Annotated in this window: 10 protein-coding genes and 1 pseudogene; 7 read left to right on the forward strand and 4 right to left on the reverse strand. The window is 30.1% G+C overall.

Annotated features, from left to right (window positions below):
- The first annotated feature begins 262 nt into the window (after positions 1-262).
- Positions 263-1,384, forward strand: a complete 1,122-nt coding sequence (locus C1I91_RS13040; protein WP_128213279.1) for a tyrosine/phenylalanine carboxypeptidase domain-containing protein — start codon at positions 263-265, stop codon at positions 1,382-1,384.
- A gap of 34 nt (positions 1,385-1,418) precedes the next feature.
- Here C1I91_RS13040 and C1I91_RS13045 read toward each other — a convergent pair whose 3' ends face one another.
- Together C1I91_RS13045 and C1I91_RS13050 are read right to left on the reverse strand one after the other, a co-directional pair.
- Positions 1,419-1,997, reverse strand: coding sequence for a 5' nucleotidase, NT5C type (locus C1I91_RS13045; protein WP_128213280.1), 579 nt, complete (start codon positions 1,995-1,997; stop codon positions 1,419-1,421).
- Positions 1,998-2,091: 94 nt separating this feature from the next.
- Positions 2,092-3,151 (reverse strand): annotated as a pseudogene (locus C1I91_RS13050) (IS630 family transposase).
- A gap of 419 nt (positions 3,152-3,570) precedes the next feature.
- Between C1I91_RS13050 and C1I91_RS13055 the strand changes: the two are divergent.
- From C1I91_RS13055 to C1I91_RS13075, 5 genes are all read left to right on the forward strand, one after another.
- Entirely contained in the window at positions 3,571-4,770 is a 1,200-nt protein-coding gene (locus tag C1I91_RS13055) for a hypothetical protein (protein WP_128213281.1), read from the forward strand.
- Positions 4,771-5,355: 585 nt separating this feature from the next.
- Entirely contained in the window at positions 5,356-6,027 is a 672-nt protein-coding gene (locus C1I91_RS13060) for an ABC transporter ATP-binding protein (RefSeq protein WP_128213282.1), read from the forward strand.
- A gap of 121 nt (positions 6,028-6,148) precedes the next feature.
- Complete coding sequence (locus C1I91_RS13065) at positions 6,149-8,332, forward strand: ABC transporter permease (RefSeq protein WP_128213283.1); 2,184 nt, start codon at positions 6,149-6,151, stop codon at positions 8,330-8,332.
- Positions 8,333-8,356: 24 nt separating this feature from the next.
- The gene (locus tag C1I91_RS13070) at positions 8,357-9,046 is read left to right on the forward strand and encodes a response regulator transcription factor (RefSeq protein ID WP_128213284.1); all 690 of its coding nucleotides are present in this window, start codon (positions 8,357-8,359) and stop codon (positions 9,044-9,046) included.
- The gene (locus tag C1I91_RS13075; protein WP_128213285.1) at positions 9,033-10,418 is read left to right on the forward strand and encodes a sensor histidine kinase; all 1,386 of its coding nucleotides are present in this window, start codon (positions 9,033-9,035) and stop codon (positions 10,416-10,418) included. The genes C1I91_RS13070 and C1I91_RS13075 overlap by 14 nt, the downstream gene beginning before the upstream one ends.
- On the opposite strand, the gene C1I91_RS13080 is transcribed toward C1I91_RS13075, so the two are convergent.
- Entirely contained in the window at positions 10,395-11,585 is a 1,191-nt protein-coding gene (locus tag C1I91_RS13080) for an MFS transporter (protein ID WP_128213286.1), read from the reverse strand. The two genes, C1I91_RS13075 and C1I91_RS13080, sit on opposite strands and share 24 nt — an antisense overlap.
- 76 nt (positions 11,586-11,661) lie before the next feature.
- Positions 11,662-14,289 (reverse strand): winged helix-turn-helix domain-containing protein, encoded by a 2,628-nt coding sequence (locus C1I91_RS13085; RefSeq protein ID WP_128213287.1) that lies wholly within the window; start codon positions 14,287-14,289, stop codon positions 11,662-11,664.
- A 480-nt stretch (positions 14,290-14,769) separates the two neighbouring features.
- On the opposite strand from C1I91_RS13085, the gene C1I91_RS13090 reads away from it, so the two are divergent.
- On the forward strand, positions 14,770-15,273 hold the full coding sequence (locus C1I91_RS13090) for a sterol desaturase family protein (protein WP_128213288.1): 504 nt from the start codon (positions 14,770-14,772) through the stop codon (positions 15,271-15,273).
- Positions 15,274-15,562 lie beyond the last annotated feature (289 nt).

A 15,562-nucleotide genomic window follows, 5' to 3' on the forward strand; every position in this document is an offset into this window, starting at 1 on the left:
TAAATTTATTACAAAGTGTACAGCTATAGGGAACCAACTTCAACTATTAATTTATGCATGCCCGATAATCCCAAGAACCCGGTATTATCGAACATGTATAAATTAAGTTTTCGTAAAGGATACCTATATATAAAGGAAGCAACATAAAAGCTTACTATGATATTAGTGTTAGTAAAAAATTTGTAATATACTTAAATAGGTCTATACTTATAGTTAAGTAATGATTGTGGGATAATATACTTATTTAGTTTAGGGGTGCACTATGATATATAATGAAAAGCAATGCATTGAAAAGGCAGAGGAAGTATTTAATAAAATAAATCAGCAAGTATGCTTTAGTAAGTACATAACACCGATAAACTTTCAAGAAGAAAATAAATTGTTCAAGGAAGCCTATCTATCAAAGAAGTCTTATAACCCTATTTATAGTTACAGAGACAGAAGTACTATAAATTTTAAAAAACTTTTTATGGAGCTTGAAGGGTTGTCCTTTACTAATACAGTTATAGGACATATATATTCGCAAGAAAAAGAAATACAATATAACTTTCTTAATCTTATGGATAATATAGGTAGTGATGATTTGGTTACAATTCATTCGAAAAAAATGGACGGGGTTCCTAATACTTTGTACTTGGATAATGCAAGAAAGGCCATAAGCCTTGAAGCAGCGAAGGAAGAAAAAAGCTTTTGTGCTGAGGATTTACGTTGTAACTTAAAAAAATGTTTAGATAGTTATAGTTTAGACTGGAAGCTTATAATATCATATGAGATACCTGGAAAAGTAATTGTAAGCACTGGTAACAAGACAATTTATATAAATGGTAATCAAAGTTTTTCTCTTAATGATATGGAAAGGCTTTGTGTTCATGAAGTATCAACACATGTACTTCGTTCAGAAAATGGAGCTAAAAGAGAATATGAAATCTTTAAAAATGGCACATCAAACGCCCTTAAAACTGAAGAAGGGTTGGCTTTGTATAATGAAGACATAGCAGGAAAAATCAACATTGAAATGCTTAAAATTTATGCTGCAAGATTTATAAGTGCAGTCAATATGGAGAGTATGTCTTTTTATGAAATGGTACAAGAAATAGAGCCTTTTGTAGGTATAGACAATGCTATATATGTTGTGTCAAGAATAAAAATAGGAATATCTGATACCAGTAAACCAGGAGGTTTTGTTCGAGATTATGTATATTTTCAAGGATATATGGATATAAAGGAAGCTTTAGCTAAGGAGCCTACCTTATATTCAAAGCTGTATTATGGAAGTATAGGATTAAATGAGATTCCTAAATTACATGAATATATAGAACAGGCAGAAAAAGATAATAATATTATTTTGCCAAGTTTTTTCTACAATAGTGCTAAGCACAAGTAAATAAACTTTAATAAGGAATATAAAAAAGATGCTTTTACACTGCTTTGCTTTGTAATAGCATCTTTTTTATAGTTGAATATATTTGTTGCCAGTTGTAGACTCTTGTAATATTTTCAGTTAAAGGCTTTCTATTATAGTTTGCGTCTATCAATAATACTTTAAAACCAGCATTGGAGAGTTGTATAGCATTATCGTAGTTGTCTTCAATAAATATATTACAATTTAGCTGTATTGCCGTATCAACTTTATAGTGACTTCCAAGAATAAATAAATCGTCATAAGGTATTTCGTTATGTTTTAAATAGCTATAGGTAAGCATCCTAAGACTACTGTCCCTAGCGGTAACAAAATAGATATTATTTTCTAGGCTAAGGAGCTTAATAACTTTTTGAACCTCATCCCGAAGCGGCTGGTTAGAATGAATCTCAAATTTATGATTTTCATAGAAGTCTTCATAGTCCTTTCGAGCTATTCCTAGTACCTTGTGTATATAATATTCTGTAATTTGATTTTCTGTAATATTAGTTCTAAAGTATTTATTACACCTGTCTAGCCAGTAATAAGGTTCAGTTATGGTACCATCGATATCAATGCAGATATTAAAAAGTTTCATTTATATCACCTCTCTTATGACATCATGATACTAGGTCGAAGTTAATTACTAATTAAATACTGATTAAATTCATATATATATTGCAAATTGGTTTCTACAATCTAACACATAGCCTGTCTATTGTTTGAGTAGGAACCTTATTTATGTTACTTATAAACTTTTGAATTGCAGTTCTAACTTGTGGCAGAGATTTATAAAAGACATTGTTAATAACAGATGCCTTTAGCCATCCCCATAACCCCTCTATAAGATTCATTTCTGGACTATACGGTGGTAAAAACATCAATTCAAGCCTATCTTTAACTCTATTAAGAAATGGCTGAATCAGCTTTGCATGATGAATCTTAGCATTGTCTAATACCACAACAATTTTTCCTTTTGGATACTGCTTAAGTACGTTTTCTAAAAAGTCATTAAATATCTTAGCGTCATATCTTTCATGTTCCTCGCAATATACGTTACCAGTCTCGTAATCCAATATTCCCATAAGTTTAACACCTGCATTTTTACCGAACGTAGGAATTTTCCTTTGTTGTCCTCTTATAAACCAGCTCTTTGAATTGCTTGATAATCTCTAATCATTGATTCATCTTCAAATAAGATGGTATCAACTAAGCCATTGAGGCATTTTTTTAAAGCTTTAAAGTCACTTTTAAAAATTTCTTGCTTTTCTTTATCAGCTTTCGCTAAGACGTAAGTAGGTCTAGTATAACTTAAATTTAATCTATGAAGTACATATGCTATTCCTCTATGTGACATATTTATATTAAATTCTTTAATAACCCATTGCCTCACTAATTCAATAGTCCAATTCATTTTAGATTCGAAGCCTACATCTTCTGGAGTTTTTGTAGTTATAGTTTCTACAATGAGCTTCTCTTGAAGTGAATTGATTTTTCTTTGCGCTCCGCCGCCGTGGCCAATATTTAATCCATCTATTCCTTTTGATTTATAATTTTTATATATGTAGAAACAGTATGTTCTTCTAGATTCTCCATTTCAGCTATTTTTCTATTTGTAAATCCATCAAAATGCTTAAGTAAAACAGAATATCTTTTATATAACCTTGTGTTTTTAGTCTTTTTTAAAGCTGATTTTAACTCGTTTATATCATCTTCATGCCCAGCAATCTTATTAAGAATCAAAATATCCATATTTAAAACCTCGCTATAATTTTTATTTTATATTCTAGTTTGGATATTTTAGTTATCTTATATTAATGGATGTTCTTACCTAAATATCATATCGAAATTTTCATCTTGCAACATATATATTATAATGATGCCTGTGAAAAAAGTGAAAGACATGGACTTGATAAAAATATGCTGGATAAATGGGACAAACTTTGGCAATAGCATGCGTTATAGTATGTATAAGCTTTTTTATTGGACAATGAATCCAAAACCTTACTTGTAGTCAGTAGTGAACTACATTTAAAGTATGTCCTTAGAACGGGTATTCCTCATGATTAATTAATTTTATTATATTGGTAGCGGTTGAAAAATTAGGTTGCACTATTGATAGACAATAGTATGGGATTATGTAATAACTATTTTAGGGGGAAAATAGAGCGATGAAAAGAAAATTGAATTTTTATTTCTTTGGGGATATTGGCGAATACGATAAATATAATCCGGAATTTGTTTGCAGCAGAGAATATACATCTGAAATACTTTATCTAATTGCCCAAAATGCTCCATTTACTATTTCTAGTTTTGAAATAGCAAGATTTTTAAATATTAAAGAGGAAGTTGTTGTAAATATTATCAATAATCTTGAATTAATTAATGCTGTAGAAGTTAAGGATAATACATACATGGTTAAATTTCCTGTTTTCTTGGAAGAAGACGTTGTAGAAATGGAACATTATGTCCATAACGTAGGAGAGACTATTGGTAAAAAAATAATTGATATGAAGGATATGATTTATGAAAAAGTTTCACATTTAAGATGCTTTAAATACCATAGTTACGAGAGAATTCTCTATCATATCATCTGCAATGAAATTTTTGATGGTACTGCTTTTGAATTTTTTACAGAAAGAAATACTTTTTGTGCATCAAAGTTACAACCTGGAAATAGGGATTACATTATTGTTGGATACGAGGATAGTAAATTAGTTGAAAAACACAACAATAAGATATTATGTAGTAGTAATAACTATAGAAGTTGTGGATTTACTTTTAACAGTTTTGGAGATTCAAATGGTTTAAGAAAAGATATGTTCAGATTTTTTAGGCTAACGCAAAAAAGCATTGGTAGTGCAAGTCCATTTGATGCAGTAAATATCTTATATAACAAGGCTTTAGATAGAATTAACAAGAAAATTGCATATGAATGTGGTACTTTAATATGTAATATCATCGAAAATGATATTACATATAGTCAACTATCAGATAAAGAAAAGAATATAGTACAGTTTTTGAAAGAATTAGAATATATCAGTATAAAAGATGATGAGAACATTATTTTGGTGAATATTCCAGTATTTTATGACTTTGAATTATCTACAATTATCAAAGAGTTGTCAGATAGTATACTTGTAAATATATTTCCTATAGTAAAAGAAATCTTTGATAATTTTGAAATTAATGCATCAACATTAACACCTGTAAAGCATAAGGTGGATATAAAAGAAACAGCAAACGAAGTATGGCATCAAATTTTTGGTTCTACCAATGAATACTTAGTAAAAGAAGGTTTTGTCGCAACTCCAAGCAATATCGATGGACAAGGCAGGTATTTAAGAAGTCTTACAATTGCTGAAATCTAACAGCTAAATAAATATTTATCTAATTAACAATCTTCATATATCGTTCATCAATAACGAATTAAATGTAAAAGACTATGCTTAAGTTTAGCTTTAGCATAGTTTTTTTGTTGCAAATTATCTTATATAAATGACTACAAGTCTTTGTTTTGCACCTTTAAAGTAAATGTATTAGGCTGTTTTTCCTGTCTTTTATTCTCTCTCATGGACTTTTAGTATGTTAATTACACAAGAAATCAATATGTTTTTACCATATGCTAGGGTTGAACCTTGTAGTAAAATATATAAAACTTATATGAGCTTATAAACAATCTTTATCTTTTCTTTATTTTTACTAAATAAAATACAAATTTTCTTTCATTATACTAAGTTTATATGGATGGTAAACCTTTGGAATTACTTTATTTTATGTGATGAAGTAAGTTTAGATACAAATCTACCATGACAATGGTCATAAGTGAAAGGTGAGTACAGGGTCTATCAACTATAGGAAGAGTATAATCTTCGATCTTTTTGTTAATAAGCAAAACCTTTGGATAGGCATGATTAATAGAAGGTATTGAAGAAAAGTTATTAGGAGGAGTTTGTATGCTACAAGTAAAAAATCTTTGCAAGAGCTTTAAGACTGGGGAAACAGTTCAAGAGGTTTTAAAAAATGTCGATCTAACCGTTGAAGATGGTGATTTTATAACAATAATGGGGGCTTCAGGTGGAGGAAAGTCAACGCTTTTGTACCTGATGGCACTTTTAGAAACGCCATCTAGTGGAGAAATATATCTTGATGGCAGGAGAATTGATTGCTTAAAGCAGTCACATATAGAGGATTTAAGAGGAACAAGTATAGGCTTGATATTTCAAAATGCTAACTTAATAGCCTCATTAAACCCATTAGAAAACCTCATGATTGCCATGAAGGATGGCAAAAGCAAGCTTAAGACAAAAAAGAAAGCAGCTGAGCAGCTATTAAGCAGAGTTGGACTTAGTGAAAAGAAATATGCAAAAACAACAGCTTTATCTGGAGGGGAAGCACAGAGAGTAGCAGTTGTTAGGGCATTGGTAAATAATCCAAGTATAATCTTATGTGATGAGCCTACAGGTGCATTAGACAGTTCAAATGGTGAAAAGGTTATGAAGCTTTTACTAGAACTTAGAAAAGAAACTGGGTGTTCACTTGTTATAGTAACTCATGACGAAAGAATAGGAGCCTTAGGTGAGAGACGTTGCTTTTTAAAGGATGGTGTTCTTAATGAGGTGGTTTAACATTTTTAAATTATATAACCTAAAAAGGATGAATAAAGAAAAGTGGATAATATTTTTTACAATGCTATCTATTTTCATAACTACGGTTTTGTAAATAACAATACCAATAATATCTGAAAACATGAAAGCCTATAATGAGCAGAATATAAAGGATATAAATGGAGGTATACTTTCCATATCAGCAGGTTCCTTCTCAAAGAAATTTTTAGCTAATCTGGATGAATTGAGGGCAGAAGGCTATAAGGTGACATTGAAACAGGATAGCACCGCCTACTTAAAAACTTCTAAGTCAACAAAGATATACTCTAAAGTGATTCTGGGAGATGAAGAACTAAGAGATGATGAGATAATTTTATCAGCTTCCTTGGGAAAAGCCCTTTCAGTTAAAGCAGGATATAAACTAACGGTAATTGACAAAGAATTTGGCTCTAAGGAATATATAGTGAAAAGTATAGAGGGCAATCCTAAAGGAGTTAGTAATGATGCTGCAATCTTAGGATATGGGAAGGTAGCTCAAAAACCTAAAAATCCTACTTTCGCTTATATAGATGGAAATGATGACGGGGAAAATTTAAAACATAGCTTGGAAAAAGTAGAGGATACTTATACGTATTCTTCCTTAAAAGATAAAGCAGATGAGGTTAGTAATTCAACTAATATGAAAATAGGTATATTAGGAATGCTAACAACCATGGGCTATATATTATCTTCAGTTACCATAATAAGTACTTGTATAGTTCTAATCACTAGAAGAAAAAAAGATATTGCAATAATGAAGTTACTATCAATAAAAAATAGGCATATTAGGAAAACTTTCAGCTTAGAGATGCTTATAATTATTGGTATACCAATAGTTTTAGCATTATTTTTATCTCTTATGGTAAGTTCAAGCTTATTAAAACTTAATTATATTGATAGATTACTAGGCTTAGATAAGGAAGTTGGTATTGCAATAAGAGGAATGCTTTTAAACTTTATATTTTTTCTTTTATTTTACAATATTCCACTGATGCTTTTAAAAGGAATAAAAGGACTAGATATAATTAGAGAAAGCTATAGTGATACTGGAAAGATAAAAAGAAGAATTTTTATATTATTATTACTACTAATACCAGTTGTGATGCTTATATATTCAGTTTATCTAAAAACTATTATAAGCTTTGGTACAGGTCTAATATTATTGCTAATCATACTTTTATTTTTTATTATAACTTCAGTACTAGTAAATATATTTTCTAGAATGCCATTTAAAAATATTAGTTTTATATATTCCTTTAAGAATATAAAGAAAAACTTCTTAGCCTTTAATCTACTAGCTTTAAGCTTATCAATAACCATATTGTTTATCTTAATAGCTACTTCCTTTAACAAGACTATTGAAATGACCTTAAATAGCCAATTTAAAGAAGCTCTTCCTTACAATTATATGCTTTTAAAAGCTGATAATGAAGAGGTAGATAGTAAACTTACGAGGGAAAAAGGGGTAGAGGAAGTTACTAAAATCTACAATGAGATATGGAGTACAAATAATAACCTTACAGAAACAAAAGACATAGATTTAAGCGGAATAAAAGAAGAGGATTATAGATTGAAATTCAAGTTGCTAGAGGGGAATGATCTAGATTTTTCTGATAAAAATAAATGTCTAATAAGTTCAAAGCTTAGTAAGCTTAACAAACTAAAGGTAGGAGATACGCTGAAGATATACTCAGAAGACAAGGAGAAAGATCTTGAGGTAAGAGGGATATATGATAGTGATTTCTTAAATACAATAATGGTATTAGTTCCATATAGTGAGGAAAGTAATAATATAAGCTATCTTATAAGTTCAAAGAATAACAAGTGGATGAAGGAAATTAAAGACTCACCAGTAGTCTCTGTAAATAGCCTTAGTGATGCTATGGCACAAAGAATAGATCAGTTTATAATACTATTTAAAATATTGTCAGCAATGATAATACTTTCAGCGCTTATTTTCAATATAAACATAGCTTATGTAACCTTCTTAGAAGAAAGAAAAGATGAGAATATAATAATAGCACTGGGACTAGGAAAGAAATTTATATTTAAGTCTTATGTAGTGAAACAAACTGTAATAATTATAATCTCATCCATATTAGCAGGTGGCTTTTATGCGGTAGTTTCTAAAGTTTTTCTACAAATGATGGGAGTAAAGTCAGTACATTATTCTAATCAGATTATTTTAGTGTTTTTATTAGATATATTATTATGTTTAGCGACATTTTTATTGCCAATGGTTAAAACTGGTGGTAAGGTAAAAAGTGAATTATTAAGGGAAAATTAACCTATTATAAGAGGTATGGTAATTATGATGGAAAAACTTCTAATTGTAGATGATGATAATGATATATTAGATATGGTAAAGACTTATTTCAAGGATGAATATGAAATAATATCTGCTAAAGATGGGGAAGAAGGATTGAAGCTGCTTAGAGAGCAAAGTTATTCAATTGTTCTGTTGGACATAATGATGCCTAAAATTGATGGTTATTCAATGCTTACAAAGATGAGAGAATTTACTGACACACCAGTGATTTTCTTAACAGCTAAAGGAGAACAGCTTGACAAGGTAAAAGGTTTTATCAAAGGTTGTGATGATTATGTGACCAAGCCTTTTGATTTTACAGAGCTTTCCTTTAGGATAAAGGCTATTATTAAAAGAACAAGTAATAATAGTAGTCCTGTTCAGAATAAAAAGCTTTTAAGTATTAAGGATTTAGAGATAAACCTAGAAGAATACACTGTTAAAAGATCAGAGGAAGAAATAAAGCTCACTCCTAAAGAGTTCGAAATACTTAAGCTTTTGACAGCTAATAAGGGCAGGATTTATTCTACAAAAAACATCTATGAACTTATATGGAAAGATACGTTTTTGGGAAATGACAATAGCGTGTTAACTCATATTAGAAATCTAAGAGAAAAGCTTGGAGATCAAGTAAAGAGCAGTAAATACATTAAGACTGTCTGGGGAGTGGGTTATAAAGTTGAGAAAGATTAGTAGATTAAAGCTTGAACTAGCTATATTTGCCATAATATCAATGGGAATATCATTGTTTCTAGGAATAATGATAAACGCAGCGGTAAAGCCTGATTTAAAGAGTGATAATGAGGTGTATAACTATGTTTATAAAGATTATATTAAAGATCTACTCAGTGAGTTAAAAAAGCCAGCCAATATTAATGAAGAAAAAATTAAGAGTATAATAAATAGAGAATGGCGGAGAGATTACACTTTATATTTAGTAGATAAAAATGGAAGAGTTATAGAATCAAGCAGTGGTTCAGTTAAAGAGATAGACCCTGAGTATATAAAAGATGGAATGGTCCAAGTAAAGCATGTTGATAATAAAGAAAAAAATAAAGATGTTACGGATACTACTGTTAGAGTAAGGGCTTGTTACCATATAAGTAGTGATTATTTTCTATTATTTGACTACTTAGGCTATGGTCAGAATGATGGGAATTTTTACACTGTAATATTCAGTGTGATAGCTATTTATCTTATTTCTTTTTCGCTACTTACAGGCGGAAGATTTACTTATCTTTTGAAGATAAATAAATCTATAAGAGTAATGGCAGAAGGAAATTTAAGTAGTATAGCACCAGTAAAATATAAAAATGAATTAACACAACTGGCTAAAGATATTAATTTTATGGCAGAAGAGCTGCAAAAGGAAGATGACAAGCGTAAAGAGTTTCTTACGAATATATCTCATGACTTAAGAACTCCTCTAACAACTATAACAGGATATATAAAGATTATAAAAGAGAAAAAATATCGTGATACTGAAGAAGTAGGGAAGTTCGTAGATATTATGGAGCGTAAAAGTAATCACTTAAAGTATATGATAGATGACTTCTTTCAGTATTCTAAGTTAGCATCAAATGATATTGATATGAATAAGGAAAAATTGTACCTTCAAGAACTGATTAGACAAATCGTTGTTGAGGAGCAACCAGTTTTTAAACAAAGTCAGTTAGAACTTTTATTGTATTTGGATAATAAAGATATAATTGTATTTGGTGATGGAGAACTGATATTTAGAGCGGTAAGTAACCTGTTGTCCAATGCTTTAAAATATTCTAAAAAAGAAACGAAAGTAGAAGTGGTAATAGGGAAAGAAAATATAGATAACAGCAGTTATGGTGTAATTTCAGTAATTAGTATTCCTAAAGAAGATATAAAAGAGGAAGAAGTTATTAAGCTTTTCGATAGACTTTATAAAAAGGACAAGGCAAGGGGAGGAGAAGGCAGCGGGCTAGGACTATCAATAGTCAAGGAAATAATTAAGCTTCATGGTGGACTAGTTATGGCAAATAAAGAAGCAGATAAAATTGTATTTAAGTTATTTATCCCCATCGTTTTTTAAAGTATAACTTATAGTTGCTCCAACAATTGCTAAAGCAATGGTTACATAAAATATATATAAATTTAAGTTTTTGCCTTGAAGAAAACCTGTCAAGGTAGGCCCTACGCAAAAACCAAGAAAGGTGAAGGTTTGATATAAGCCGTTTGCAGTGCCTCTATATTCTTTATCTGTCAATTTGTTTATGGTTGAAGGTATAAGAGAAGTTAAGGTAATAAATCCACTAAGGATAAGAATAACACCTAGGGTTACAGCTGTTAAGCTATAGTAGGATATACACTTAGTCCCAATTAACAATACAAGAAAGCTTGCCATACTAACCTTTATAAACATGCCTCTGTCGCATAAGGCTATAGCTCCTTGCATTGAGATTATTCCTATTAGGACTGCAGGCAAGAATACCTTCCACATGTTACTGACGCCAATCAACTTTTGTAATATATCAGGAACGATGAGAAAGGTAGCAGCCATTATATAGTTTATAATAAAACCGCAGATACTTAGCCTCAGTATAGTGATATCTTTTAAAACCTTAACTAAGCTGGCTTTGAATAAATTAATACTATTTTCAGATTGTAGTATTTCTTCTTTATTAGCTTTTATATTTTCTGGTATAAAGAAGAAAATAAATACAATAGTTAGAGCTATAATTATGCTGCAATCTAGAAACATTTTAGAAACCGAAATCACTTTATATAGCATTGGCCCAAGCACGAAAGCTGCAACTGCTCCTATACCTACTATGGTACCTGAAATGCCCATGGCTTTATCTTTCTTTTTATCTTCAATATTGTCCCCTATCCAAGAATAAGCAATGGCCATAACAGCTCCGCTTCCTTGAAGTGCTCTTGAAAATATAAATACATATATATTTTTAGAAAGAAAAGCAATAAACAAGCCTAAAGATAATTGAAGAAGACCTACAAGTATCACTTTCTTCCTTCCAAGCATATCACTTATTAACCCATAAGGTATTTGAAATAGTGCATTTGTTAGCCCATATATTCCAAGACCTAATCCACATAAAAATGGTGTATTGTATTGTAGCTGCTTTCCGTATATTGTTATGAAGGGATTGACCATGGTCATAGAAAGCTCTCTAAATCCCATTACTAGTCCAATAGCTATTAAAAATATTACTTCTGTTCTTGAAAATACTTTATCTTTCAAAGTACCGCCTCCTCATACTTACCATTTTACTAGCTAAGAATTTAGGAGTAATGTACCGAAAGATACATTTGCATATCTATAATATATTTAATTCAGAAGCCTTTAGAACTGCTTGCGTTCTGGTATGCACATCCAATTTACTATAAATATTTATTATATGTCTTTTAACAGTTCCTGTAGAAATAAACAATCTTTCTCCAATTTCTGTGTTTGTGTATCCAAGCTTTACTAAATTCAATACTTCCGTTTCTCTTTCACTTAAAAGTTCTTCTGAAGATTTTAAAGTTCTAATTTTTAACCTATTAACTAAAAAATCCAAGGGAAAGTTATCAGTTGAAATTTTCATCATGTTTAGAAGATCTAAAAGCTCTTTGTCATGTTCAAAAACTACTCTGAAGTTTTCAGATTTTAATAGTAATGCGGCTACGCTTTCCATATCAGAGAAAGCCTCTGATAGTTTTTCAATCTTGTAGTATTCTAAGGCTCTTTTAACATAAGCTTCAAATGCTACACCTTCTAAGGAATTATTTTCAGAGTAAGACACTATTTTACTCAAAGTATTTATGCTCTTTATTGAAAGTCCTTTTTTAATGTATATATTTGATAAGGTTCTGTAGATAGCTAAGTTCAGCATATTTATGTCATTTTCCAATACAACACTGTTATCTCTTTCCCATTGGTCAACTGAGGATAAGTCATTGACGTTAAGAAGTAGGTTAATCTCCCAAGTTTCTACTGGTTCAATAACTCTTATAAATAATTTATCCTTCTTAGAGATATACTTTGCTTTATTTATCATCTTTATTGCTTTTTTATAGTCTTTTTTACAAACTAACAGCTTTGACATAAGCAAGTAGCCATCATATAATATTTCATTTATATTTGCAGCTTCGCCAAGCTCTAGGGCTGTTTCTAAGTAATTTTCACAGCTTTCTAAATTGTTTTTCCTAAAATTTATATCTGCAATACCTACGTATAATAATCCAATTATAGGAGAATACTCAACTTTTGCAGTTTTACAATATTTTAAGCAATCAGTATATAACTCTTCTAGTTCTTTTATTTCTCCTTTTAGAAATTTACAGGTAGACATACTTCTTAAGGCAATAATAGCGGTGTAGAAACTATCTATTTCTTTACTAGCGTTTAAGGTTTCATAAAACCAATACTCTCCACTATTTATATCACCTTTTGCCATATAGCTTCCGCCTAAATTCAATGCAACAATGCAGTACATCTGTGGAAACTCTTGTAAAAGTTCCATGCTGCTTTTTAGCTCTTCCATATTTTTATTTATATTTCCTTTTAAATAATCGGTTATTATGGTTATTGTAGATATTTGAGCTTCTATCCCTTCATAGTTATCATTATTTGATCTACTAAGTGAAGCTTTTCCATAATCTAAATATCTATTAACTTGGTTTAGTTCTGAATTCAGTAAGCTAAGCCAAGCATAGTAAATACATACAGAAGCATTTTCTCTAGAGATGTTTTCAGGAATAGATCTCAAGCAACGGCGAAGTACTGATGTATTACCTCGCTTTAACATATTTAAGCCTTCATTATCAAGTATAGCGACTATTTCTTTATATTTTTCTGCTTTTGAGTAGTAAGAAACTGCCTCAGTATAATAGGAACTTTCCTCGTACCAAATTGCAGCATGATAATATATTTCTTTTATACATTGCTCAGAATGTTTGTTTAGTTGTCTATTTAGAAAATCTTTAAATAAGCAATGGTACTTATACCATTGATTTTTATCATCTAAGGGGAACAAAAATAAATTTCTTTGTTCGAGATACTCTAGTATCTTATAGGAGGAATTTGTTCCAATAGCCTTATCACAAAGTGATGCATTGAGAACGTCTAAGCAAGAGGTTTTCACAAGAAAGCTTTTGATTTCTTCATCTAAATGCTCAAATACTTCCTCAGTGAAAAAGTTAAAGATATATCTTTGCTGTCCAGTAAATTCCCTTATTGAATCAGAGTTTATATTGGTATCTTTATTCGAAAGAATGAAAATCTGCATTCCTGCAGCCCAGCCATCAAAATTATCTCTTAGGATTTTTATGTCTTCATCAGAAATATTTATAGCTGATTTGCGCCTAAACAAACTTGTCGTTTCTTCAACTGAAAACCTTAAGTCTTCTGTATCTAATTCAAGTACTTCATTATTAATAAGATATTTTGAAAGGGAAACAGGGAGCCTTTCTCTACTTATCATAATAAGATGAAGCTTCTCTGGTAAGTATTTTATAAGAGTGTTAAATTCCTTATGTATTTTACTGTCTGTTATATTATGAAAATCATCTAGAATGAATACGAGTCTCATATCAGAGCTTTTAGCTAAATAGTCTGAAGCAACAGTAATAAAGTAATGAAAATTTAAGTTTTGTTCATTATCTGATAATTTGTAGGCTTTAGAGCATTTATCTTCAGTAATTAAGCAGTTAAGAAAGGTGTTCCAAAAATTATGGATTTCATTATCGCTTTCATCAAGTGAAATCCATTTGAAGCAGAGGTTATCTTTAGTGTTAAGATTAGCCCAAGAACTTATAAGAGAAGTTTTTCCATAACCCGCTGGAGCAACAACCGTGGTAAGCTTAGCAATAACAGCTTCATCTAATTTTTTAAATAAGCTCTTTCTTAAAACTAATTCATTTTTTGTCTTTGGAATAGAGTATTTTAATGACATATATTTCATGATTACAACCTCGTTATAGGGACGGAGCTTTTGTCCCAAGACATAGTTTACGAATACTTTAATTATATAGAAAAGATACTATGGATTAAAGATGTATATATAGAAATATTAGGTCAATATGAGCTTTATTGCAATTTATATATAAGGTTCAATTACGAAAGCTTAACTTATATATGCTGGAAGTTTTAATAATAATGTCATCTATTACGGGGATGATCTATATATTAGAGTATATAGGTATATTTTATGGAAACTTAAATTATCCCTTTTGGCTAATACAGGCTTATTGGGGTTTGATGGCCCAGGCTTCTTAGGAGTATCTGGTATGTACAAATTAATAGCTTAAGTTGAATACCTATATTATTTAATAAATATTATTATTCACAAAAGTAAACACTTAGTATATAATGAAAGTCGTGAGAATGATTATCACGTGGTAATTATTGAGAGTTTTAAAACTACAAAAGGGAGTGCTAGAATTTGGGCGCAGTAAAAGATTTATCTACATTAATTATGTTAATGCTTATTATAGTAGCAGGGTTCCTATATTCTTCTTTGGTTGAATACTGTCTTCATAGATTTTTACTTCATCATTCCTATGAACAGGAACACGTGAGAATTCACCATAAAGTTTATCATGGAATCGAATCCTATGAACTTGAAGAAATTGAGAAGGACACTGTGTTGTCAAGCATAGGCGAGATTTTAAGAAACGTAGCCTTATACCTTCCTGTAGCAATAGCAATATTTATTTATAGTAAAGCTTTTGGAGTACTATTTCTTATAGTGTGTATTGCCTATAATATGTGGGAAGAGTTTGTGCATTTTTATTTCCATAAAAAGAATAAGCTTTTTATAGAAGAACTAAAATTTTATAGAAATTTAAAAGAACATCATAGAGTTCATCACTATGCTTATATGTACAATTACGGTATTGGCACTAGTTTTTGGGACATCGTGTTTAGAACTAAGAAGAAAGCATAAAATATTAATTAAAAGACCTGTTAAAGTACCATGTTGAAATTATTAAACATAGCCAAATTAAAAGTAATTTAAAGGAGAATTCTCTAATTGTAGAGGGTTCTCTTTTTAAGTCTATATAAATCTATATCATATATATAACTACTGCCTCTGTAAATTAAATCATTATGACTTGAGGCGTAAAAAAACTTTAAATGTAAATATTTATTAAATATGGTAATGTTGTTGAGATATAATGTTGTATTAGTGCTATTATTTAAATAATAGAGGCCGGATTGAAGAGGTACATCTT

Source organism: Clostridium manihotivorum (assembly GCF_004015185.1).
Classification (GTDB): domain Bacteria; phylum Bacillota; class Clostridia; order Clostridiales; family Clostridiaceae; genus Clostridium_AR; species Clostridium_AR manihotivorum.